The sequence below is a fragment of the Dyadobacter endophyticus genome (genome assembly GCF_014641595.1).
GTDB lineage: Bacteria > Bacteroidota > Bacteroidia > Cytophagales > Spirosomataceae > Dyadobacter > Dyadobacter endophyticus.
On sequence record NZ_BMIA01000001.1, the window covers coordinates 650,677 to 675,090 of the forward strand.

The following is a 24,414-nucleotide window of genomic DNA, read 5'->3' on the forward strand; positions in this document are numbered from 1 at the left end:
ATCGGACGGAGGCCGATACATGAGGCAGGGAATTTACTCCTCGTCCTCAACCCCCTCAAAATAATTCAAAACTGTCATCAGCGGCAGCGTTGTCTTATCCGCGGCGTTTGACATTTGTATCACCGCCCGGTCAATTGAATTAGGGTCGAATCCTGAAAAATACCCTTCAATAACCTCCCCGGGCCGTATCTGGTAGGAAATAGCCTTGTTAACATATTTCGAGGCGCGTTTTTGCAGGCCGGTGAGTTGCGGGGCAGACATGGTTGGTATCGGGTTGTTTAGTCAGAGAATGCGGGCATTCTTGCTAACAAAGGTATCGACGCCGTGAAAAGTTTCCGCAAAAGGGCGAACTTTCAAAGATCAGAAACCATCGCGTGCCGCCGCGAACCCTCTGAGCCAGGTCTTAGGATGTATGCATGCGCTCAGCGCGGGTGGTTGGCGCGTTCGTTGCGTGATGCCATTTCTACGGATTGGGTAATGCGTCTCTGACGCGTTTCCGGCCTTTTGGCATTCAAAATCCATTCCAGGATCAGCCGTTTAGACGAAGGCGCGAATTTACCGAAGTTTTCAAATGCAGCAGGATTGGCATCAAATGCCTTTTGCAAATCGTCGGGCACCACGGCATTGCCTGCCGTTTCAAGCGAATCCCAGGCGCCCGTTTCCCTCGCAAGGTCAATCATTGCCTGGCCTTGGGGCCGCATGAGACCCGCTGCTATCATCCGTGCGGCGCGCTCCTTATTAACGGTGCTCCATTTGCTTTTGGGATTGCGCTTCGTGAAAGTGAGGTAAAAACTCTCCTCGTCCCGCTTGATGGCCTTGCTGTCGATCCAGCCATAGCATAAAGCGTGCTCGATTGATTCCTTGTATCCGATGCTCGGTGTGGGGCTATCCTTATGGTAAATAATGAGAAAAACGGCGTCCTTCTTCGTGCCGTTTTTTGCCAGCCACACGCGCCATTCCTTATTGCTCGGTGCTGGGATGGCCTCGATGCCGTTTTTAGTTTCCATTGATGATCGACAGATAATGCTTATTGTACATCACACCCAAAATATTACCGAAAGGATCCACCACTGAGGCTGTCACAAATCCCTCACCCCGCGTTATGACCGGCTGATAACCCGTAGCGCCAAGATCCAGCAACCTTTTGTAAGCTCCTTCCACATCGTCGACATGCCAGTAAATGATCGCGCCTGCTGGGGTGCCGGTAGCCCCGGGAGGCGCCCATTTGGCGTCGATAATGCCCATTTCATGCTCGTAGTCGCCTACGCGGAATTCAATGTAACCCGGTTTTTCGAAATAGGGAGGTATTTCAAATACTTCGGAGTACCATTTCTTGGCGGCATCCAGGTCGGTGGCATAAAAATTGACGGTTGCGAATCCTCTCAGTGATGTTGCCGTGGCCATATTTGTGAAGGTTTTTGGTTTGAAGTTGATACAAAGCTAGATGCAAGTTGTGACAACCTTATGTCAGGAGGTTTTGAGGTGTTGAAAAAAGCTTGCCAGTTTATCCTCTTCTCTTTTCTCCATCCTCCTTACTCCCTTAATAGTGAGCCCAAATTTCAATAGTACAAAAAAAGTATTTTATTGCAATGTGCCTGCTTTTGGTTTAAATTCATAACTCAACCAAAAACCAGGACTATGCGCGCATTTGGTAAATTGATATTTGTTATTGTCTTCTGTGCCAACGTAATCGGGTCGTTGGCTGCCGATCAGCCGGAGACTTTGAAAATTGGAGCGCAGGCGCCTGACTTTAATTTGCTGGGCGTAGACGGCAAGCGGTATTCTTTAAAGAGCTTTGCTAATGCCGACATCCTCGCGATTGTCTTCACCTGCAACCATTGCCCCACGGCTCAGGCCTATGAGGAGCGCATCAAAAAACTGACCTCAGACTATAAGGCGAAAAAGGTCGCGGTTGTCGCTATTTCATCCAATGATCCCAAAGCGATTCTGCTTGACGAATTGGGTTATACCGACATGAGCGACACTTATGATGAAATGAAGATTCGAGCAAAAGATATGGCTTACAATTTCCCATATCTGTACGATGGTGATGATCAAAAGATCGCTCTGGCTTACGGACCGGTGGCTACACCACACATTTTTATTTTTGATAAAGCGAGGAAGCTGCAATACAACGGCCGCATCGACGACGTAGAAAAGCCGACGGGTACGCCGAAAAACCTGGACGCGAAAAATGCCATTGAAGCATTGCTGGCTGGAAACCCGGTGCCGGCACCTGCCACTAAAACCTTCGGCTGCTCGATGAAGTGGGCGGCGAAAGAGGATAATGTGAAAAAAGAACAAACTGCCTGGGCAAAGGAGCCGGTGACATTGGAAACGATCGATGAGGCGGGTTTGAAAGAACTGATCCAGAATAAAACCGACAAATTGCGGCTCATTAATGTGTGGGCGACTTGGTGCGGGCCGTGTGTGACGGAGTTTCCCGATTTTATGGTGATGCACCACATGTACCGTCGCCGTGATTTTGAATTTATTTCGATCAGTGCGGATAACCCCGACAAGAAGGACAAGGCGCTGAAATTCCTGCAAGGCAAGTTTGCTTCCAACAAAAACTATATTTTCAATATCGAGGACAAATACAAGCTCATTGAAGCGGTAGATTCGAAATGGCAGGGCGCTTTACCCTATACCATACTTGTGGAACCGGGCGGCAAAATCGTCTATTCGCAGCAAGGGCCGATCGACCCCGCGAAAATGAAGAAGCTCATCGTAGAGAACAAGTATATCGGACGGTACTACTAACCCATATTCAAACAACTAACCTGACATTATGGAAGACCTGGACATTTCAAGACGCCGATTTATGGGCGCATCGGCCCTTGCGGCGGCGGGTTTTGTGATGGCGCATACACCTATTTTCGGCGCGCCGGCTTATATCAAAAGGCTCGGCAAACCCAATTCGCTTTTCAATGGGGTGCAGGTGGGGGCCATTACCTATTCGTGGCGGAGCCTGCCCGGTAGCGCGGAGGATATTTTGAAATACTGTATTGAAACCAATATCAGCGCAATCGAACTTATGGGACCCACAGGCGAATCGTTCGCCGGTGCACCCGAAGCGCCGCCGCGCCCGAACCTGGCACCAGGCCCGGATGGCAAGCGCCCGGAAATGACGGACGAGCAAAAGGCCGTTCAGAAAGAGTATGCAACTAAAATGGCCGAATGGCGCGCGAAAGTGTCGATGGACAAATTTGTACAGCTTCGTAAAATGTACAACGATGCTGGTGTGAGCATTTACGGTTTCAAACCAAATGCATTGAATGCGAACAGCACCGACGCCGAAGTGGATTATGCATTCCGCGCGGCCAAAGCCCTGGGCGCTAACCAGGCAAATGTGGAGCTGCCCAACGATCCGGCACAGACGAAGCGCCTTGGCGAGATTGCCGCTAAAAACAAAGTCTATTGCGGCTACCATGGCCACACGCAACAGACGCCTACCTGGTGGGATACTGCATTAAGTCAGTCGAAATACAATGCGATGAACTTCGATATGGGCCATTATGTAGCGGCCGGCTTTGATCCGTTCCCGTTACTTGAAGCGAAACATGATCATATTGTAAGTATGCACGTGAAGGACCGCAAGAACAAGGAGCACGGGGGGGCCAACGTGGTATGGGGCCAGGGCGATACGCCGATAGTTGCGGTACTCGAAATGATGCGCGCGAAAAAATATAAGTTCCCGGCCACAATAGAGCTCGAATATGAGATTCCGGCGGGCTCGGACGCCTTGAAGGAAACCGCAAAATGTGTGGAGTTTGCCCGGAAAGCGTTGGGCGCATAGTATTTATAAGTCAAATAAAACGGGTCGTGTAGCGCTGTGCTTCACGACCCGTTTTATTTTTAAATCAAGGAAAATTTTACATAAATATTTTTTCGTACGAAATTTTTCCTACCTTTGAAGAGTTGATTGAAAAACTACCGATGGAACCTACAAAATCAGAACTGGAAATACTGCAAGTGCTATGGGAACATGGCCCGTCGACGGTGCGGTTTGTGAATGACAAGCTCAATGAAGAGAAGCGCGCAGTGCAATACTCATCGACGCTGAAACTGATGCAAATCATGGCCGAAAAAGGCATTGTGATTCGCGATGAGCGCAGTATGAAGCATATTTACAGCCCTGCCGAGCCGGAGGACAAAACGAAATCGGCATTGCTGGAACGTTTCGTGGATTCGATGTACAAAGGTTCGGCATCGAGCCTGGTGATGCAGCTTTTCGGCAATAAGAATACCTCCGCCGAGGAGCTTAGCGAGATCAGGGATTTTCTTAAAAAACTGGATTAGTAATTATCAAACTGCTCATATCCGTTAGCCATGAATTGGAATATCATCGATCAGCCCACAGCCCATGAATGGGTCCGCGCACTTTGCCTCACATTGATGCACTCGCTCTGGCAGGGTCTTGTTGCCGCTATCGTGGCCGGCGGCATTCTGCTTTGCACCCGCAAGAGCAAGCCTGCACTCAGGTACAATATGCTTGCATCGGTAATGTTGCTTTTTGTCGTGGGGACGGTGCTGACATTCAATTTGATGATGCGGGATATAGGTGCTGGGTCGGCAGTTGTTCTTTCCAGAGATTGGGTGATGCACGCTGCTTTCCAAAACACAGAGAACGCCGCTATCGCCGCTGCGGAAAGTGATTGGATGATGCAGATAATGGCATTTTTCAGCGAACATGCTCAGCTGATCGTAGCTGTTTGGTTCGTCATTTTTGCGGTAAAATCCCTATTGGCGGCCAGCGGGTTACTATACCTGCGAAGGGTCGCGCAGCAGGTTTCGACACCGGAAATGAAATGGATTGTCCGCTTTTACGAGCTCGCGGAACGGATGCGGATCGGACAGGAAGTCGAATTACGCGAATCGGTGCAGGTGGCTGTGCCGATGGTGATCGGTTTTTTGAAACCGGTCGTACTAGTACCGCTCGGGATGCTGGCCAATCTTCCCGCAGCGCAGGTGGAGGCCATTTTATTGCACGAACTGGCTCATATCCGCCGGCGCGATTACCTAATTAACCTTGTGCAGATATTCTGTGAAAATGTCTTCTTCTTTAACCCGGCGGTCTGGTGGATCTGCAAACTGATCCGCGAAGAACGTGAGCATTGCTGCGATGACCTGGCTATCAGTGTCATGCAGAGTAAGACCTCATTCATTCACGCCCTCGTCTCTTTTCAGGAGTTCAACTTGTCGCGGCCGGCATTTGAAGTGGCTTTTTCCAAAAAGCGTAACCATCTGCTCGACAGAATCAAACGCATTGTCAATAACAATAATAAACCACTTGATGCCATGGAAAAACTATTTGTAACATTCAGCCTGGCGGCGGCAATCGCACTTTCAGCAGCCACAGCGCCGGAAACGGCTGTTAAACATGTGAAAATTCCCGCTATGAGGGAATACCGCCCTGAAGCCGCCGTTTCTTTGCCGGAAAAAAGCGGAAACTTGTCCTTACGGGAACAACGCCATCTCGTAATCCCGATGCCGGATACACTTCCGAAAAAGAAACTGCGATCGGGCGAAACGGAGATACATTCTGCCAACCTGTACTCGGCACGGCAGGGAATCAGTACGTATAATGTCACACGTAACAACAAGCAATACGAAATTGTCAAGCGTAACGGGAAGATCATCTCGCTCTTTGTGGACGATCAGGAGATTGCCGAGGGCGATTATGCGAAATACCAGCCTGAAATCGACAAGATCATGGAGGAGGTGAGAGCCCAGCACGAACTGGCCGAGAAGCATCGTGAAGAAGCAGAGCGAATGCGCAAAATCGCTGACGAGCAACGTGAACAGGCTGACATAATAAGGCAGGATGCGGAGAAACAGCGGGAGCACGCCGGCCAGATGCGGCTGGAAGCAGAAAAGCAGCGCGAATATGCCAGTCAAATGCGGCTTAACAGCAATTCAAATCGTGATGAGGCAGCCAAGATGCGGGTGGAGGCAGAAAAAATACGTGAAGCCGCCGAGGGGATACGCAAACAGGCCGAGGTAATGCGCCTGGATGCGGAAAAGCAGCGTGAGCATGCCGGCCAGCAGCGGGCACAGGCCGAAGTACAACGTAAACAGGCTGAGGAAATGCGTAAGTTAGCCGAAAAGCAGCGGGAAGTTTACATGAAAAAACAGGCCGCGGTCATTGATGATCTGGCCAGCGCAGGATTGGTGAAAGATAAGGATAACCTGTCATTCAAACTTGGGGATGACGAACTGATCGTCGACGGTGTGAAACAATCCGCCGAGCTGCACCAAAAGTTGAAAGCCAAATACCTGCATGGCGAAGCAGGCGAGAAATCCGAAATGTATTACAACTATAACGGCAGAACGGGTTATTCGACCAAAGCCCGCTAGACTTGCCATCGGGCATCCATCAGTAAAACTACGGTCCGTCTGCGTTTTGTAGGAAGTTACCACGAATAACTTTCGAACGGCATGTATCGCAGGACATTCATTAAAAATACATCCATAGCAGTAGCCGGGGCCGCATTAGCTCCCGGTTTTGCTGTTCCACCGGCAACGGCCCCGGGTCAGGTCGCCCAGAACAAACTACCTAAATGGAAGGGTTTCAATCTTCTTGATTTCTTTTCGCCCGACCCTGCTAAGGGCCGTAAAGCCACCACGGAGGAGCAGTTCAAATGGATGGTCAACTGGGGCTTCGATTTCGTGCGTATTCCTATCGCTTACCCCGCTTACCTGAAATTCGACCGAAGCCGGAACATCACCCCGGAAGAGGTTTATCAGATTGACGAGCAGGCCGTTGACCGTATCGATCAGCTGGTGGCAGCTGCCCATAAGCATAACATCCACGTAAGCCTGAACCTGCACCGTGCGCCGGGTTACTGCGTCAATGCGGGTTTCAACGAGCCCTACAATCTCTGGACCGACCAGAAAGCGCTAGACGCATTTTGTTTTCACTGGAATATGTGGGCCAAAAGATATAAGAACTCTTCGTCGAGGCGCATCAGCTTCGATTTGCTTAACGAGCCGAGCATGCGCGCCGATATGAACGACCAGCATTCGAGACGGTCGTCAGTTCCCGGTGGTGTTTACCGCAAAATGGCCATTGCCGCTTCGGAAGCGATCAGAAGGGAAAACGCCGGGCATTTGATCATAGCCGATGGCAACGACGTAGGCACCTCCGTGATCCCCGAGCTGGCCGACCTGGACATCGCGCAAAGCTGCCGCGGTTACCATCCGGGTATTATCTCGCATTATAAGGCCCCGTGGGCCATGAAAGACCCCGATAATGCCCCTGAACCGAAATGGCCGGGGCAAGTGGGCGACCAGTACCTGAGCCGGGCAATGCTCGAAAAGTTCTACAAACCCTGGATCGAACTGGTCGGAAAAGGAGTAGGTGTACATTGTGGTGAATGCGGCTGCTGGAACAAGACGCCCCACGACGTTTTCCTGGCCTGGTTCAACGACGTGCTTGATATTCTTTCGTCCAACGGCATCGGCTTCTCGCTATGGGAATTCGCCGGAGACTTCGGCGTGCTCGATTCCCGCCGCGAGGATGTCGTTTATGAAGATTGGCACGGGCACAAGCTGGATAGGAAGTTGCTGACGTTGTTGATGAAGTATTGACCTACTTATTCAACTCTGCCAATAACCCGGGTAAATTCAAACTCCTGGTATACATCTCGATAGAGCCGTCGGGCAAGTATTCCCATTGATCCTTTGGGCGGTCCCAGTAGAGCTCGACGCCGTTGCCGTCGGGATCGTTAAGATATAGTGCTTCGGAAACACCGTGATCACTGGCGCCGGTCAGCGGGTAATTGGCCTTTACAAGACGGTTTAATGCAACCGCCAAATCCTTTCGGGTGGGGTAGAGGATGGCCGTGTGAAACAAGCCGACACCGTGGGGGGATGCGGGAGGTGCGCCTTTGCTATACCAGGTGTTTAGGCCAATATGGTGGTGGTAGCCCCCGGCGGAGATAAAGACGGCCTGGGTGCCGTAGCGAGTCGTGATTTCAAAGCCTAGCAGACCACAATAGAAATCGATGGCGCGGTCCAGGTCGGCTACTTTGAGGTGTACGTGACCTATCTTTGTCTGGGCTGGTATGATATAGTTATCTGTTTCCATGGGAGGTGTAATCGATTTGGTATAACAATCAATTTACATGGATTTGCGGTAAAAAATTCCGGAAAGCGGCTTTACAGTTAAATCAGTTAACCATTCAGAACACATTAATGAACCGCCGAGAAGCATTATCCTCGATCGCTGCCGTAAGTGCAGCAGGCATAGTTCCCGCCGAAGCTGCCAAAGCCAAAGTTCAGCCATTTATTTATTCCCTCAACATGAGCACTTTGCGCGGTCAAAAGCTGGGCTTTCGCAAGGAGCTGGAAGTAGCGGCAAAGGCTGGTTACGGCTCGGTGGAAATCTGGATCAGCACTTTGCAGGATTATCTCAAAGGCGGTGGTACCTTGCAGGAAGCCAAGCGCATTATCGGCGACCTCGGATTGAAAGTTGAAGATGCGATCGGTTTTGCAACCTGGATCGTCGACGATGAAACGGCTCGTGCCAAAGCATTGGACCAGTTGAAAGGTGAAATGGAGCAACTGGCAGCCATCGGCTGCCCGCGCGTTGCCGCACCGCCCATGGGCGCCACCACGGGTGCATCACTGGATCTGGCGCGCGTAGCCGAGCGCTACCGGGCTATTCTTGAATTGGGAGATAAAACCGGCGTGGTACCACATCTGGAACTCTGGGGTTTTTCCAAAAACCTCAGCCGGGTAGGAGAAATATTGTATGTCGCCGTCGAATCGGGCCATCCGTCGGCACGCTTGCTGATGGATGTCTACCATTTGCATAAAGGCGGCTCGGGGATGGAGGCCATCCGGGATGTGGGCAAGCCATTGATCGAGATTTTCCATGTGAACGATTATCCTAAAACCCCTCCGCGCGAGTCGATCACAGATGCGGACCGCGTGTACGTGGGCGATGGTATTGCCCCATGGAAAAACGTAATACAAAGTCTTAAAAACCCTGATAAGCCTATCATTCTGTCGTTTGAAGTGTTCAACAAGGACTACTGGGCGCAGGATGCATTGGAGGTAGCAAAAACGAGCCTCACCAAGATGAAGAAGATTGTCGAGGCAGCAGTCTAGCACATCATGGGCCGGTAGTAATACCGGCTCTTTTTATATTTTATCCAAAAACGTCAGTACGCTCAATACTAGCCCGGCAATAGTGGCCATGGCTGAAACGATGATCGCAAAAATCATCAGAAACCCTTTCGAGCCGGTCTTTTTCATGATAACCAGACCATCCCCCTTTTTGATTTCCGGAAGTTGCCCGATCGTTAACCGGTAAGTGCCCTGCGCATCAATATTGAATTCTGCAACCGGCACAATGCGGCTACCGGTCATATCTTTTCGTGAACCGAGGTGGTTGGTCACATTGGTTACATCAAAATGCCTTCCGTCTGACAGGGAAATCAACTTATACAGGACTTGGGTAGGTATGATGCCCAGGAGCGCCGGGCGGCGATAGGCGATCTCATATTCTCCGGGTTCGGTAAGCTGGAATTCGGGAAGCGGTTTGTCCAGCGGCAACATGATTTTTTTACCTCCGTAAATTTCAATGATCCTGCCAACACTGCGGATAAGGAACCATAGCCCGGCAATAAACAGTAACGGGAAAAGGATTTTCAGCATCATAACCATTGCTTATAATGCACTGAAAGTAAGCAATTATGAAGTCAACTTCTGATCAAGCTTGTGATAATCAAAGTATTTTTTGAGTAAAAGGTTAATGAACCTTTTCAGGTATATTTCATTCAAAAACACATTTGACCAATTGTCATACCGCCGCGACTGAATGCCCAGGTAAAAGAAATACAGGCAAATTCCCAGCATCGGGATAAGCCGTTTTTCTTCCGCACTTACGGGCGAAATCGATTCGTAGCCTTGCAAAAACCGCGCGGTTTTGCCCTCGCGTTCATCGTCGTCCTTTTCTGTGGAATATATTTGCAGCATATAATAGGCCATATCCATACAAAGCCAACCATTCCCGCAAAAGTCGAAATCAAAGAAAGTAATGTCGCCCTCGGGTGTGATGTTCATGTTGTCGAACCAGAGGTCCAGGTGGACAGCGCCTTTTCGCAGTTGGCTTTGATCCGAGTTTTGAAGCTCGGCCATGAGATATTCCTGCACTGTTTTCATGTATTGCATTTCCTCGGTCTCGGCTGGCAGGAATTTGCCCAGCTCCGCAAGCGAGTCTACCAAAAGCTCTTTTTCCGTATAGGTAACGCGTTGCAATGCGAAGTCTTTTGTCAGCAAATGCATTTCGGCCATTAGCTTCCCGGCACGGTAATGCGTCTCTGCGTCGAAATTGAGCACTTTGGTTCCCTCGGCAAAAGTGAATAGTACACCAAAACGTTCGCCTTCGGGCGCAGCGAATGAGTGTATCAATGTATTTTCCAGGTCAGGAATTGCATATGAAACCGAAATACCATTTCCCCGCAGGTGCTCCAACAGGCGCAGTTCTTCCGAAATTTCGGCCGGAGTGCGCCATTGGAAGCTGTAAATTCGAAAAATATAGCGTTTGGTGGGTGTGCTGATCAGGTAGGTATCGCTGATTCCCGTTTTCAATATCCGGCATTCAACCTGTTGGCCAGGTAAATAATGTTTTTGAACAAAACGACCCAGGTGAAAAGGGGAGAGGTTGGAATTGGTGACAGGAAAGACGTTCATGGCGCACAGCGATTGGGGCCGCAAAATTATGGATATATTTGCCCCCGACGTAACGCACTTTAAACAAAAATTTATGGCTGAGATCAAATTCAACTTGGATAACCGTCGTCGTGGGGCTTTTTATGTCGAAGAAGACGGAAAACAGGTAGGCGAAATGGTGATTGGGTTGAGTGAAACCGTATTGACAGTGTATCATACCGAAGTCGATCCGGCCATGGAAGGTCGCGGTCTGGCGCGGAAAATGCTCGACGCGATGGTCGCCTATGCGCGCGAACACGGCTTGCAGGTGCTACCGCTATGCGAATATGTGCACGGACAATTCCGCCGCCACCCGGAAGAATTTTCAGATATCTGGCAAAAGTAGCCCTGCCGCATTAGCGCGGTACCGGCAGGTATACGATGAATGTGGCTCCTTTTCCGGGTTGACTCCGTGCGGTAATATAACCTTGGTGGTTCTGAACTACTTTTTTGCACAAAGCCAGTCCAATGCCCGAGCCCGAGAATTCACTGCGCCCGTGTAGTCGTTGGAACATCTGGAAAATGCGGTCGAGGTAAATTTCATCGAAACCAATGCCGTTATCGCTCACTTCCAGCCGAATGTATTTGTGATCCGGTAGCAACTTTGGCAATGTTTCCTTTTCGGCTCCGTCCAAAGTCCGATATGAGAGTCTGATAACCGATTCCTGATCTGGCAGCCGGTATTTAACCGCATTACTAATCAGGTTTTGCACCAGCTGCGTAAGCTGTGAACGATTTCCCCAGACAACGGGCAGGCCCTCGACAATAATATCGGTCTTCTGCTCCTGAATTGATATTTCAAGATCCGCCAGCACCGAATCGACAACATCATCCAGTGCAACTTTTTCAAATTCGCCTTCGCGCGTGGTAAGCCGGGAATAGGCCAGTAGATCGTCGATCATTGCCGACATTCTTTTGGAGGCATCCTGGATGCGGTTGAGCATGTACTTGCCATTTTCGTCGAGCTTGTCTGAATAGGTCAAAAGCAGGCGCGAGCCAAACGACTGGATCTTTCGCAGCGGTTCCTGCATGTCGTGGCTGGCGGCGTAAGCAAATTGTTGCAGGTTATTGTTAGAATTCATCAGTTCGATATTGGCCTGATGCAGCTCGTCGGTGCGCTGCCCTACACGCCGCTCCAACTCGGCGGCAAGTTGCCGGTACCGTTCTTCACTTTGTTCGAGCTCCTGGCGTGAGATGACCTGCTCGGTCACGTCGACGGCCATATCCAGGATCGCGTATACCTCGCCCTTTGCGTTTTTCAGGGGTTTGTAGGTGTAGTCGTAGTAAAATGTTTGTAGCTGGCCGTCCACCACCAGGTCAGCCCTTGCGCCTTGCTCGGAATGTGCTTCGCCGGTTTTGTAAATACGGTCCAGGATGCTGAGGAACGGCTGGCCTTCCAGCTCCGGTAACGCTTCGCGAAGCGGTTTGCCTATGATCGACCTTCCTTTACCCCAGAATTTCAGCATAGCCTCGTTGGGAATATCGATCACCATCTCTTCCCCGACAAATAACGCGGTAGCGACTGGTGCCTGTTCGATCAATGTCCGCAAATGTTCTTCATTTACTTTCAGCCGCTGTTCCGACTCGATACGGTCGGTAATGTCCATCACAATTCCCGACAGCGAAACTGCCTTGCCCAAGCTGTCGTACAAATAGCGCCCTAATACGCGCACCCAGTGCACGGAAGTGTCGTTCCAGATAAACCGTGCCTCGTAGCGCAGCTCTCCGTTGTCCTCCGCCTCGGCATAAGCCTGGTTTCGGATGTGTATGTCGTCGGGATGAAGGCTTGCCAGGAGAATGTTCCTGGTCATGTTGGCCGACTCGCTGCCAGTAATAATCCGTGCCATCGTCGGAGAGTATATTATCTCGTTGTTAGCCAGCGTCACCATGAAAGATCCCGCTCCCGACCCTTCGATCGTCATAGCGGCTTGTTGGTCAGCCCAGGCGATTTTCTCCTGGCTGGTAATCTCTGAGGTAATCTCGCGGGAAATTCCTGAAAAGCGGATAGGTTTCCCCGATGGGTTGAAGTACGCCTGGCCAGTGCAATGTAGCCAGCGAAGTTTCCGGTCGCTGGCGCCAATAACCCGGTAACGAATATCGTATGGCACCCTCAGCGACGGGTCTAGCGTGCGCCCGACAGCTTCCATTACCCTGGTGCGGTCATCGGGGTGGACGAACTGTATCAGGCGTTCGTAATGCATGTCTGTATCGGCCGGATAACCGTAGAGCTCCCGGCAGCGGTCGTTGAATAGCACCGTTTGATCAGCGGGATTCAGGTTCCAGGTGCCAAGTTGAGCCGCCTGGATCGCGAATGTCAGATTTTCCTCGCTTTCCTGCCGGGCTTTATCGGAGCGCAGTTGCTGGGAAATATCCATCATGGAACCTACCATTCGCACGGGCTTTCCTCCGCTCTGGATTGTGTAGCCACGGTCATGCACGTGGGCATACGAACCGTCGGCCCGCCTGAAACGGTAGAAATCGGACCAGTTGCTTTCCCCTTTTTCGATGAGTGCGTGCATCTTTTTTACCACCTGCTCCTGATCGTCAGGGTGAATGCGGTCGAACCAGGAATTGGGGCCGGCTTCAATATCTTCGGGGCGGTACCCGAAAATTTCCTGCATGCCCTCGTTCCACCAGACGGTGCCCCTTGCCAGATCCCAGTCCCAGATTACATCATGGGTAGCTTTTGCCACAAGTTTAAACCGCTCTATCGCCAGCAGCAGGTCATTTTTACGCTCATTAAGGGTAATATCGGTCATTGGTAAAACTTCCTCAGGTTTACGTTTGCGCCAATTATTGGCCGTCACACGTTGTGAAAATACAGATATTAAGCTAAATGCAATGGCGAGTTACTTATAGGGACCATTCAGTAAAAACCTCCCTTAAATCTCTTTAACCATCATAAGAAAAAAGTGTACTAGCATCAAACCTACCGTGCCATGAGGAAACTCCTGTTCTATTTTTCCTTCCCTGTTGCCGTGGCATTTGCCGGCTGCATTATGATCCAACCCCAAAAACCGGCGGCTCTTTTCGATGGGAAAACATTCCGTGGGTGGGAAGGAGATACCGTCAAAACCTGGAAAATTGAAAATGGCAGCATTGCCGGAGGCTCGCTGGAAGAGAACGTGCCGCATAACGAATTCCTGTGTACGCGGAAGCAGTATTCCAATTTCATATTGAAGGTTAAGTTTAAACTGACGGGTCACGAAGGCTTTATCAATACAGGTGTTCAGTTTCACAGTATTCGATTGCAAAACCCGGCCTATGAAATGACTGGCTACCAGGCCGACCTGGGTGATAAATACTGGGCAAGCCTTTACGACGAATCGAGGCGGAATAAGACCCTGATCGCACCCGATTCTGCGTTGATCGAGAAAATCGTGAAGCGAAATGACTGGAATAATTACGAAGTGCACAGCCGCAACGGCCACATTCAGCTGTTTTTGAACGGTACAAAAACGGTCGATTACACCGAGCCCGACAAATCTATCCCGCAAAAAGGGCTTATTGGCCTGCAAATCCACGGCGGCGGAAAGGCGAAGGTGTTTTACAAGGATATTATTATTGAAGAGCTTTAATAGCAGAGAAGTTGTATCAAAATGAGCTTAATCACATTTGATACAACCTCTTTGAAATGCCTTACTTCCAGATTCCCAGTAAACGCCGGGCTACGACAATCTCTGCAATGTGATAGGAATTGTGGTCGGCAATCAGCATGGCTTCTCGGACGATATTCTGCCCGCTACCCCACGGCAAAGGACTGAAAAGGTCCTTTTCTTCATCTTGTAACAGTCGAAAAAAACGTTGCTGATCGTCCCCGATCTCCTTTACACTGTTTTCCCATTGCTCGTCGCTTACATCGTCGGTCGGCTCCGGCCAGTATTCGTCGGGCCAGATGAGCGTTTTATAATCTCTCGATAGTGAAAAATCGACAATATCCTTCTGAGCGATCCGGATGTGTTCAACGAGTTGCCAGATGCTGTATGGCAGGTTGTCGGGTATCGTCGTCCGCAGGTGGGCGGGAATGCCGGCAAGGGCTTCTCCAAGCGTAACGTGCGCGTTTCCGCCCTTGATGAGGTCGGTCAATTCATTAATCAGTTTTTTTCGCTGGTCGGCGTGCATGGAACGTTAGTTAATTAGTAGGGTGGGGAATAAGGTAGCAAAATGTACATATTTTTGATTTACCGGCGCAACAAATCCTGAATTGTTTAAATTAGGGGATCATCTTCTTAAACCTTTGAAATTCTTCAAATGAAGCCTAACCGCCGTAGTTTTCTCAAAAATGTAACAGCAGCGTCTGCACTGTTAGCCACGGAAAGTATTGCCAAGCCATTTCACATTATTAAGGACCTCAAAAAGATCAGTCCTAATGACAAAATTCGTTTCGCGACGATCGGGATGGGTATCCAGGGGCACAGCGATACAAAAGCGGCGTTGCGCAGCTCTCAGGATGTCGAGTTCGTCGCCGCTGCCGACTTGTACGACGGCCGTCTTACCCGCGTGAAAGAGCTTTACGGAAAGGACATTTTCACGACCCGCGACTATCGCCAGATCCTTGAAAGGAAGGATATCGATGCGGTGCTTATCGTAACGCCCGATCATTGGCACGACCACATTACCAAAGCTGCATTGCAGGCGGGAAAGAATGTGTATTGCGAAAAGCCGATGGTACATCATATTAATGAAGGATTATCGGTGATTGACGCCTGGAAAAAGTCGGGTAAAACCATGCAGGTAGGCAGCCAGCGAATCAGCTCGGCGTCTTTTAAGGAAGCCAAGCGCCTTTTTCAGGCAGGGGAGATCGGAGAAATTAATTATGTAGAATCCAATAACGACCGTTTTAATGCCATCGGCGCATGGAACTACTCTATCCCAACCGATGCTTCGCCCAGCACTGTTGACTGGGATACCTATCTGGGCGACGCGCCCAAGCGAGCATTCGATGCGAAACGGTTTTTCCGGTGGAGAAACTACCAGGATTATGGTACAGGCGTGGGCGGTGATCTTTTTGTGCACCTTATCACCGGCGTGCATTTCGTGACCAATTCGCTGGGCCCCGAGCGCGTGATGTCATCGGGAGAGCTCAGCTATTGGAAAGATGGCCGCGATGTGCCCGACGTACTCGTGTCGATCCTGGATTATCCAAAAACCGATATTCACGCCAATTTCCAGATGGTACTCCGTGTGAATTTCGCCAATGCAGGCGCTATTGCCAACAATACCCGAATTATCGGAACAGAAGGGCAAATCGAATTCACGGAAAACAACCTTGTACTAACGAAAAAGAAATTGTCGAAAGCGCCTGGTATGGGAGGGTACGATAGCTTCAATACCTTCTCGGAAGCGCAGCAGAAGGAATTTAAAAAGCAATATGATGCCCAATATCCCGAAGATACCCGGAAAGCAGAGCCGGTAAAGGAAGTGCGGTTCGAGGCTCCGAAAGAAGATGATGCACATGCCAACCATTTCAGGGACTTCTTCGAAAATGTGAAAAAGGGCAGCGTAGGTACCGTTGAAGATCCGGTGTTCGGCTTTCGCGCGGCGGCTCCGGTGCTGGCCTGTAATGAGAGTTATTTCAGCAAGAAGATCGTTCACTGGGACCCGGTGGCCATGAAGATGAAGAAGAAATAAAACCTTCATACAGAGCGGGAGATGCACAACGTCTCCCGCTTTTCTTGTTTCCAACCCTAATCCAACTGTTCCTGGTATGAAGATCATATCTACGATCGCGCTGGCCGCGTTGCTAGCCATTCCTGCGCTTGCCCAGACGGGTAAAGTGCTCGACAATCTGTCGGTGCCATCCAAGCTGCTCAAATCCGAAAGGAAATTTGCCGTATACCTGCCGCCCGACTACGCCACTTCCGAGCGGAGCTATCCCGTGATGTACCTGCTCCACGGCGCGGGCGATGATCACACCGGCTGGGTGCAGTTCGGAGAGGTGCTGCACATCGCCGACAAGGCCATTAGTGAAGGCGACGCCACTCCGATGATTATCGTGATGCCCGATGCAAACACGGGCAGGAGAGGGTATTTCAATGATGTGAAGGGCGACTGGAACTACGAGGACTTCTTCTTCACCGAGCTGATGCCGTATGTCGAAAAGAAGTTCCGTATAAAAGGAGAAAAGCGGTTCAGGGCCATTGCCGGGTTGTCGATGGGCGGCGGGGGCAGTTTTATGTACGCGTTGCATCACCCCGAATTGTTTTCCTCGGCATGTCCGCTCAGCGCATCTACCGGCCCGATTACCCTGGACGATGCCAAGAAGAATCTGATCAGAAATAACCCCAGTATCGCCGATTCTACCGTAGAACGATACTACAACCGCCATAGTGCATTGGCATTGATCAACAACATTGCCGAGGACCAGAAGAAAGCTGTCCGCTGGTATATCGATTGCGGCGATGATGACTTCCTGTACGAAGGCAACAGTCTTGTTCATATCGCATTGCGAAAAAAAGAAGTGCCGCACGAGTTCCGTGTACGCGAGGGCGGGCACACGTGGACCTACTGGCGCGAATCGCTGCCGGAGGTGCTTGCGTTTGTTTCCAAAGCATTTCATCAGTACTGATCGCCATGGTGCAGGACGTTTTACCCGGTATCAAACAATTTGACCTCACCGGGAAGGTCGCCATTGTCACGGGAGGCTCCAAAGGGCTCGGGTTGGCCATGGCGGCCGGCCTGGCCTCTGCGGGATGTGATATTTTGCTGGTCAACAGAAGCGCAGTGGACGGCGAGCGTAGCGCTGCCGAACTGTGCATCTCTTTCGGTACGCGCGTGCTTTCCTATGCGGCCGACATTACCAGCGAAGAGCAGGTAAATGCGATGGTAGCATTTGCATTGGATAGTTTCGGCAAGATCGATATTCTCATCAACAGCGCTGGTATCAATATCCGCGGGCCTATCGACGAATTAACGTCTTCGGATTTCAAACATGTGATGGATGTGAATGTGACCGGTACCTGGCTGGCATGCCGGGCTGTTGCACCGCATATGAAAGCGCGGCACAAGGGCCGCATTATCAACCTGGCCAGCACGCTGGGCCTCGTCGGACTGGCGAACCGTACACCCTACACGGCAAGCAAGGGTGCCATTGTGCAAATGACCCGTGCGCTGGCGCTGGAACTTGCCCCATTCGACATCATGGTAAACGCTATATGCCCCGGCCCATTCCTGACCGAAATGAATATTCCGATTGCCGAAAGCGACGACGCCCGCGATATCATCCTTGGCGCCACGGCGCTGCGCCGCTGGGGGCATCTGCATGAAATTCAGGGTGCTGCCATATTTCTGGCCAGCGAGGCAGCCAGCTACATGGTCGGCTCGATCCTTGCGGTCGATGGCGGATGGACGGCACGTTAATCACTTTTTAATCTGTAAAATATAATTTTTAAAAGATCTATTCGTTGTCGATCCTACCGGTGCTGACGTAGCTGCAAAAATCAGGTAAGTTTCTGCAAAATTGCTATTGATATTCCGACAATCGCCGTTTCCATGTAATGGAAGCGGTTTTTTGTTGCCTATGTAACTAGTTGCTGCGTATAGAGACCGGTTAGTAATATACGTTAAGTAACTACTGGTTATTTTCCAAGAAAACATAGTCAGAAAGCAGGAATCCTTGTTTATGTGAATAATTTCATATCTTTTTGTACATCCGGTTACTCACATCGTTCCATTCGGTACTGCCGGATTAGAAAATATAACATTTTCGAGTTAAGCCCTTTTTTCTAGTATAACAAACACCCGTACCGGTTACGAGCGATGGATTGGAAATTGGATTTTAATGAGTAATAGTAAGACAAATTGTGTAAGGCCGACACTTCTCTGACTTGTTGAAAAACAAGGACTTATATACTAATCGTGGTTGTAATATCTTTTCATTTTTTTATAATTTTTTAACTATTTACTATCTATCTACTTAATCTATGAGGATTTCTGAACGGGAAAAGTACCGGAGCCTAACACGGTATTTTTACTCCCTTCTTCTGACCCTGTTGGTCATGACCGGTGCATACGCTCAGGATGTAACGGTGAAGGGAAAAGTGAATGATGAGCAGGGGCAGGGACTGCCCGGCGTGAGTGTCCTGGTAAAAGGGACGTCGGCGGGTACGGTCACAGACGTCGAAGGTAACTACACGGTGAATGCGCCGGGTACGGCAACGCTCGTATTTTCTTTCATCGGCTACATTACGCAGGAAATTCCGGTAGGGAGCAAAACCAGCCTGGATGTGAAAATGGCAACGGATACCAAAGCACTCGACGAAGTTGTGGTAGTGGGTTATGGTACTGCCAAGAAAGCTACCCTGACCGGCTCGGTAACGGCCGTGAAAGGTGCTGAATTGCAAAAAGCACCTTCGACGAACCTTTCGAATACATTGGGAGGGCGTTTGCCGGGTGTTTCTGCGGTACAATCGAGCGGGGAACCTGGTTACGATGGCTCGGCGATCCGTATCCGCGGTACCAACTCCCTCGGTAACAGCAATGCGCTGATCGTTGTGGATGGAGTGCCCAATCGTTCGGGTGGTCTCGACCGTCTGAACCCTGCCGACATCGAGAGTATTTCGGTACTGAAAGATGCGGCTGCGGCGATTTACGGCTCACGCGCGGGTAATGGGGTTATCCTCATCACGACAAAACGCGGAAAGAGCGGCAAGCCACAGCTTTCTTACGACTTGAACCTGGGTATCGCACAGCCTACGCGCACACCGCAGATGTCGAATGCAGCCGAATACGCGACTATCCGTAACGAGTTGCAGATCTACGACAACCTTCCGGTAGGACAGTGGCAGGGTGCGTTGCAGGGCTTCAATACCAATGGCTCGTACACCCGCACTGACAATGGCAATGTGCTAAGCGCCGTGTTTACGCCAAACGACCTTCAAAAATTCCGCGACGGTTCCGACCCGCTGACCCACCCGAATACCGACTGGTACGGCTCGGTGATCCGCAACTGGTCGCCGCAGCAGCGCCACAATCTTCAATTGACCGGCGGTAGCGAAAATATCAAATACCTTGCTTCATTGGGTTATATCAATCAGGATGGTAACTATGTGAATTCGGCAACGGGTTACAAGCAGTACGACATGCGTGTGAACCTCGATACGAAAATCAACAAATACGTGACCGCCAAACTGGGCGTAGTATTACGTGAAGAATTCCGTCGTTTCCCAAATGGCGGTGGCGCGGGCGATATCTTCCGTATGCTGATGCGCGGTAAACCTACCGAAATCGCCATCTGGCCGGACGGTCGTCCCGGTCCCGACATCGAGAACGGACAGAACCCTGCGGTAATTACAACCAATACAACTGGGTACAACAACGACAAACGTGATTACATCCAGACCAACGGCCAACTGGACATCGATATCCCTGGCGTACCAGGTCTGAAAGTAACCGCAATGGCCGCTGTTGATAAGCAATTGCGCCGCCAGAAGTCATTCCAAAAGCCGTGGACGCTTTATTACTGGGATAAAAAGACTTACGAGGCGGATGGAACAACGCCCCTGTTGACGGGAACGGTACGTTCGACGTTCAACGATCCGCGTTTGACGGAAACTTCTTCACAAGAGCTTTCGATCCAGCTGATGGGCCAGGCTTCTTACGAGAAGTCGTTCGGCTCGCACAACTTCAATGCCATGGTGGGTGTGCAGCGCGAAACCGTAGACGCCGATGGTTTCTTCGCATATCGCCGTTACTTCATCTCTCCGGTTGTCGACCAGCTTTTCGCTGGTGGTACGCCTGAGCAGAACATCGGTAACTCGGGTACCAACAATGGTGATTTGTACAAACGTGCACGTTTGAGCTATTTCGGTCGTGTAGGTTACAACTTCAAAGAGAAATATCTCGCCGAATTCCTTTGGCGTAATGATTATTCATGGGTGTTCCCGAAAAACGGCCGCTCGGGTTTCTTCCCGGGGGTATCAGCCGGTTGGCGTATTTCCGAAGAAGGGTTCTGGAAAAACAATATCCGTTTCGTCAACAACGTGAAACTCCGTGCATCGTGGGGACAAATGGGTGCTGAGCCGTATTTGCTTGGTACTGAAACATTGGCTGAATACCAATATTTGAACACCATGGGCTTTGGTACCTATATCGTGAACGACCAGGTTGTTAAAACGCTGCTTGAATCGCGTGTGGCCAACAACAACTTCACCTGGGAAGTTGCCAACAATACCAACTTCGGTATTGAGGGTACCTTGTGGAAAGACCGTATCGCATTCGAAATCGACTACTTTATCAATAACCGTTCGAAAATCCTGATCCCGATGACGGGTTCAACTCCTTCTACGGCCGGTATCGATGGCAAGCTTCCTCCTGTAAACCTGGGTAAGCTGCAAAACAAAGGTTTTGAATTCAAGGTGAGCTACGATGGTTCTGTCGACAACTTTACCTACTCGGTGGGTGTGAATGGTGGTTATGCCAAAAACACCATCAAATACTGGAACGAAACGCCGGGAATTCCTTCTTACCAGACAACAACCGGCCGTCCCTACCAGGCATTTCTCGCCTACCAATATGACGGCGTTTTCCGCGATCAGGCTGATATTGATGCCAACAAGATCGATTACAGTGGTATCACAGGTACGCTTCGTCCGGGCGACATGAAGTTCAAGGATGTGAGCGGCGATGGTAAAATCACCAAGGATGACATGATGCGTTCGGAAAAAACCAACCGTCCGCAATTCACCGGTGGTGTGAACATCAACCTCGGCTACAAAGCATTCGATCTGTCTATCCTGTTCCAGGGTGCTGCGGGTGGTTTGCAATACGTGGGCCAGACAGAATCGGGCGACATTGGTAACTATCTGAAATACGCTTACGACCACCGCTGGACGATCGACAACCCAAGCTCGACAGACCCGCGCCTGGCTAACCGTAACAACACTTACTATACCAACCTCACGAACGCAGATTCACCAGGAGCGAACACTTATTACCTGAAAAGCAATAATTACCTGCGTTTGAAAAACATCGAACTTGGCTATAACCTGCCATCCGAAATCGGTTCGAAGATCGGTGTGGGCAACCTGCGCGTGTATGTGAATGGATTGAACCTGATCACGTTCGACAAAATCAAGATCTGGGACCCGGAAGCGACTTCTACCAACGGACAATACTATCCACAGTCACGAGTTCTTAATGCAGGTGTACGTGTAACTTTCTAAGATTAAAAAAATGAAACTGAGTTATAAAAATTGGATTTTTCTGGCGGCGCTGGCCACAACCGGGCTGGTGTCGTGCGACACTGACTTTCTGGATGTAACGCCGCCCACCGAAATCCCTACCGAGGAGGTCTGGAAAGACGGTGCATTGGCTGAGGGATTTGTAACAGGCATTTATCAGGGATTACAACAAGGCGGTTTCAGCGAGCAAATGCTGGCATCGCTGACCGACGAAGCGGTATTTACCCACACAGGCCGTAACATCAATACCATCAATGAGGGTAGTTTGAGCCCATCCAACCTTGGCTGGGTGGACGATACTTACGGATGGGGCCCTATGTACACCCGCATCCGCGCCAGCAACCAGGCGATCCAGGAGCTGCCTACCTCTACTTTCACAGATCAGACTTTGAAAGACCGTTTGAAAGGTGAAGCGCACTTCCTACGTGCTTATTACTACCAGCAGCTGGTTCGCTACTACGGTTCTGTGCCTTTGATCACGAAAGTGTATGCGTTGAACGAAGATTACTCCGTAGCAAGGAATACCTTCGAGGAATGCGTGAAGTTTATTGTAGCAGATTGCGACAGCGCTGCTGCATTGTTGAAAGGCAAAGCGGATCAGAAAGGCCGTGCGTCGGAAGTGGCAGCTTTGGCATTGAAATCACGCGTATTGCTGTACGCTGCGAGCGATTTGCACGATGTACCTACTGCCAAAGCGAAATCGGCGGTGATCGCTGCTTATCCGAATCCTGAGTTTCTGGGCTACACTTCCGGCGACCGTAAGGCTCGTTGGACGGCCGCACAGGCTGCTGCAAAAGCTGCCTTGGATGCGAAAGCAGGTTACAAGCTGAACCTCACCGCTCCTGTAACAGGTGCCCAAGGCAAGATTAACTACATTTCGATGGCTATGGCCGGATATAGCGCTGATAAAACCCTGGATGCTTCCGGTGGCGACGACATTATCTTCGGTCGCTATTTCACAGCCAGCCAGACTTCTGACGGTGCGCGCCAGACAGGCTTGAACAACGGTCCGAACGGTTACCACAACTGGGCCGGTAACACACCGATCGGTTTGCTGGTAGATGATTATGAAATGATGGATGGTACGCCATTCTCATGGACAAATCCTACTCACAAGGCTAGTCCTTACGTGAACCGCGATCCACGTTTCTACGCAACTATCATGTATGACGGCGCTACCTGGAAACCACGCCCTTCGGATGCGAAAGATCCTGCTAACCAGATCCAGACAGGTGCTTATGACCTGCTCGACGAAAAAGGCGCATTGTTCAACCGCAAAGGACTGGATACCCGTAGCAGTACCATTGAAGACTGGAACGGTAGCCGCACCGGTTATTACATGCGCAAGTTCATCGATCCGAACCCTGCATTGTACGATAACACCGACCGTCAAAATATCCCATGGCCGTTCATCCGCGTAACCGAGGTTGCATTCAACTACGTCGAGGCGAGCATTGAACTTGGCCAGGACGCGGTAGCGCTTGATCTGCTGAACAAGATCCGTTTCCGCGCCGGTATGCCTGCATTGAAAGTTTCGGGAGCGGCTTTGAAAGAGGCCTACCGCCACGAAAAACGCATTGAAATGGCTTACGAAGAGCAGCGTTACCACGACGCACGCCGCTGGATGGTCGCGCCTACGACCTTGGGCCGCTCATTGCAGTTCATTACCGTGATCGGTAAGTTCAAGGCAGGCAAGTCGATGAAGGAACCGTACCACTACGATCCGACCGTTTACGACTATACCTACACGCCGACGGAGGACAAATCGCACGAAAACCGCACTTGGGTTGACAAGATGTATTTCCGTCCGTTCAGCCGTGATGAGATAAACCGTAATGCGAAGCTGGTTCAGAACCCTGGCTACGACAAGTAACAGGTCCAGCAAGATAGGAATGCAACTGCCCGTGCTCTTTCAGTACGGGCAGTTATCGTTATGGTGGGTTTTGAAGACAAATTCCCACAAAACGTGGAGTTTGGTAAACACTATTAAATTAGTAGGATAAATTTAACTTCCTGAAAGCTAGTCATTTGGTTGTTTTGGCATAATCCTGTTGAATGAGATGCAACAGTGCAAATGCACGAGATCAGAAACATTAATAGTTGTCTAAAAAACAAGGATTATGAAAAAGCTAATAGTATCGGCATTGGCCCTGACACTCATCTCATTTGCTTCCGCTCAGGCCCAGACGGCCAACCAGACAACCGCTGACCATTCAGCACATAAGGAAGCGACGACTCAGAAAGCAGCTAAGGAAGAAAAGGTAGCTGTAAAACCGGAGGATCTGCCGGAGGCCATCAAAAAAACCATCAAGAGTGACGAATTTAGCGGGTGGACTGTTAAAAAAGCATTTTTGGTGACCGAGCCGGACAAACCGCAATATTATGAATTGCAAGTCGCCAATGGCAGCCAAAATGCCAGAGTGAAACTTGATAAAGACGGAAGAAACGTAGGATAACCATAGTATTCCTTCATTATTCAGTGAGTAAGCCGGAGCGATCCGGCTTTTTTTGT

General features: G+C 50.3%; 22 protein-coding genes. 14 read left to right on the top strand and 8 right to left on the bottom strand.

Annotation, left to right across the window (positions count from 1 at the left end; translation table 11 throughout):
• Positions 1-33: 33 nt before the first annotated feature.
• From IEY24_RS02705 to IEY24_RS02715, 3 genes are all read right to left on the bottom strand, one after another.
• Positions 34-261 (bottom strand): hypothetical protein, encoded by a 228-nt coding sequence (locus tag IEY24_RS02705; RefSeq protein ID WP_188928385.1) that lies wholly within the window; start codon positions 259-261, stop codon positions 34-36.
• 161 nt (positions 262-422) lie between these two features.
• Positions 423-1,007 (bottom strand): YdeI/OmpD-associated family protein, encoded by a 585-nt coding sequence (locus tag IEY24_RS02710; protein WP_188928386.1) that lies wholly within the window; start codon positions 1,005-1,007, stop codon positions 423-425.
• Positions 997-1,404 carry a VOC family protein gene (locus IEY24_RS02715; RefSeq protein ID WP_188928387.1) on the bottom strand — a complete coding sequence of 136 codons (408 nt, stop codon included), beginning with the start codon at positions 1,402-1,404 and terminating at the stop codon, positions 997-999. Before IEY24_RS02715 ends, IEY24_RS02710 begins: the two co-directional genes overlap by 11 nt.
• Positions 1,405-1,638: 234 nt before the next feature.
• Here IEY24_RS02715 and IEY24_RS02720 point away from each other — a divergent pair, with 234 nt between their 5' ends.
• The 5 genes from IEY24_RS02720 to IEY24_RS02740 all read left to right on the top strand — a co-directional run bounded on the left by IEY24_RS02720 (position 1,639) and on the right by IEY24_RS02740 (position 7,593).
• Positions 1,639-2,763, top strand: coding sequence for a redoxin domain-containing protein (locus tag IEY24_RS02720; RefSeq protein WP_188928389.1), 1,125 nt, complete (start codon positions 1,639-1,641; stop codon positions 2,761-2,763).
• 28 nt (positions 2,764-2,791) lie between these two features.
• Positions 2,792-3,799, top strand: coding sequence for a sugar phosphate isomerase/epimerase family protein (locus IEY24_RS02725; RefSeq protein ID WP_188928391.1), 1,008 nt, complete (start codon positions 2,792-2,794; stop codon positions 3,797-3,799).
• A gap of 140 nt (positions 3,800-3,939) precedes the next feature.
• Complete coding sequence (locus tag IEY24_RS02730) at positions 3,940-4,302, top strand: BlaI/MecI/CopY family transcriptional regulator (protein WP_188928393.1); 363 nt, start codon at positions 3,940-3,942, stop codon at positions 4,300-4,302.
• 30 nt (positions 4,303-4,332) lie between these two features.
• Positions 4,333-6,360 carry a M56 family metallopeptidase gene (locus IEY24_RS02735; protein WP_188928395.1) on the top strand — a complete coding sequence of 676 codons (2,028 nt, stop codon included), beginning with the start codon at positions 4,333-4,335 and terminating at the stop codon, positions 6,358-6,360.
• A gap of 81 nt (positions 6,361-6,441) precedes the next feature.
• Positions 6,442-7,593, top strand: coding sequence for a glycoside hydrolase family 5 protein (locus IEY24_RS02740; RefSeq protein WP_188928397.1), 1,152 nt, complete (start codon positions 6,442-6,444; stop codon positions 7,591-7,593).
• Position 7,594: 1 nt separating this feature from the next.
• Here IEY24_RS02740 and IEY24_RS02745 read toward each other — a convergent pair whose 3' ends face one another.
• Complete coding sequence (locus IEY24_RS02745) at positions 7,595-8,092, bottom strand: VOC family protein (protein ID WP_188928399.1); 498 nt, start codon at positions 8,090-8,092, stop codon at positions 7,595-7,597.
• Positions 8,093-8,199: 107 nt separating this feature from the next.
• Between IEY24_RS02745 and IEY24_RS02750 the strand changes: the two genes are divergently transcribed.
• Complete coding sequence (locus IEY24_RS02750; protein WP_188928401.1) at positions 8,200-9,117, top strand: sugar phosphate isomerase/epimerase family protein; 918 nt, start codon at positions 8,200-8,202, stop codon at positions 9,115-9,117.
• 33 nt (positions 9,118-9,150) lie between these two features.
• On the opposite strand, the gene IEY24_RS02755 is transcribed toward IEY24_RS02750, so the two are convergent.
• On the bottom strand, positions 9,151-9,669 hold the full coding sequence (locus IEY24_RS02755; RefSeq protein ID WP_188928403.1) for a hypothetical protein: 519 nt from the start codon (positions 9,667-9,669) through the stop codon (positions 9,151-9,153).
• Positions 9,670-9,702: 33 nt separating this feature from the next.
• Positions 9,703-10,704 carry a phosphotransferase gene (locus IEY24_RS02760; RefSeq protein WP_188928408.1) on the bottom strand — a complete coding sequence of 334 codons (1,002 nt, stop codon included), beginning with the start codon at positions 10,702-10,704 and terminating at the stop codon, positions 9,703-9,705.
• A 28-nt stretch (positions 10,705-10,732) separates the two neighbouring features.
• Between IEY24_RS02760 and IEY24_RS02765 the strand changes: the two genes are divergently transcribed.
• Positions 10,733-11,068 (top strand): GNAT family N-acetyltransferase, encoded by a 336-nt coding sequence (locus IEY24_RS02765; protein WP_188928409.1) that lies wholly within the window; start codon positions 10,733-10,735, stop codon positions 11,066-11,068.
• A gap of 10 nt (positions 11,069-11,078) precedes the next feature.
• Here IEY24_RS02765 and IEY24_RS02770 read toward each other — a convergent pair whose 3' ends face one another.
• On the bottom strand, positions 11,079-13,481 hold the full coding sequence (locus tag IEY24_RS02770) for a PAS domain-containing sensor histidine kinase (protein WP_188928410.1): 2,403 nt from the start codon (positions 13,479-13,481) through the stop codon (positions 11,079-11,081).
• 180 nt (positions 13,482-13,661) lie between these two features.
• On the opposite strand from IEY24_RS02770, the gene IEY24_RS02775 reads away from it, so the two are divergent.
• Positions 13,662-14,300: a 3-keto-disaccharide hydrolase gene (locus tag IEY24_RS02775; protein WP_188928413.1), complete on the top strand. Its 639-nt coding sequence runs from the start codon at positions 13,662-13,664 to the stop codon at positions 14,298-14,300.
• Positions 14,301-14,361: 61 nt separating this feature from the next.
• Here the strand turns inward: IEY24_RS02775 and IEY24_RS02780 are convergent, their stop codons facing one another.
• Complete coding sequence (locus tag IEY24_RS02780; protein ID WP_188928415.1) at positions 14,362-14,844, bottom strand: DinB family protein; 483 nt, start codon at positions 14,842-14,844, stop codon at positions 14,362-14,364.
• A gap of 129 nt (positions 14,845-14,973) precedes the next feature.
• Between IEY24_RS02780 and IEY24_RS02785 the strand changes: the two genes are divergently transcribed.
• The 6 genes from IEY24_RS02785 (at position 14,974) to IEY24_RS02810 (ending at position 24,358) form a co-directional block, all read left to right on the top strand.
• Positions 14,974-16,353: a Gfo/Idh/MocA family protein gene (locus tag IEY24_RS02785; RefSeq protein ID WP_188928417.1), complete on the top strand. Its 1,380-nt coding sequence runs from the start codon at positions 14,974-14,976 to the stop codon at positions 16,351-16,353.
• Between the two features lie 76 nt (positions 16,354-16,429).
• Entirely contained in the window at positions 16,430-17,290 is an 861-nt protein-coding gene (locus IEY24_RS02790; protein WP_188928419.1) for an alpha/beta hydrolase, read from the top strand.
• Positions 17,291-17,295: 5 nt separating this feature from the next.
• A complete protein-coding gene (locus IEY24_RS02795; RefSeq protein WP_188928421.1) occupies positions 17,296-18,081 on the top strand; it encodes an SDR family NAD(P)-dependent oxidoreductase in 786 nt (261 codons plus the stop codon).
• Positions 18,082-18,644: 563 nt separating this feature from the next.
• Positions 18,645-21,884, top strand: coding sequence for a SusC/RagA family TonB-linked outer membrane protein (locus IEY24_RS02800; RefSeq protein ID WP_426294034.1), 3,240 nt, complete (start codon positions 18,645-18,647; stop codon positions 21,882-21,884).
• A gap of 10 nt (positions 21,885-21,894) precedes the next feature.
• A complete protein-coding gene (locus IEY24_RS02805) occupies positions 21,895-23,775 on the top strand; it encodes a RagB/SusD family nutrient uptake outer membrane protein (RefSeq protein ID WP_188928423.1) in 1,881 nt (626 codons plus the stop codon).
• Between the two features lie 247 nt (positions 23,776-24,022).
• Entirely contained in the window at positions 24,023-24,358 is a 336-nt protein-coding gene (locus tag IEY24_RS02810; RefSeq protein ID WP_188928425.1) for a hypothetical protein, read from the top strand.
• Positions 24,359-24,414: the final 56 nt, after the last annotated feature.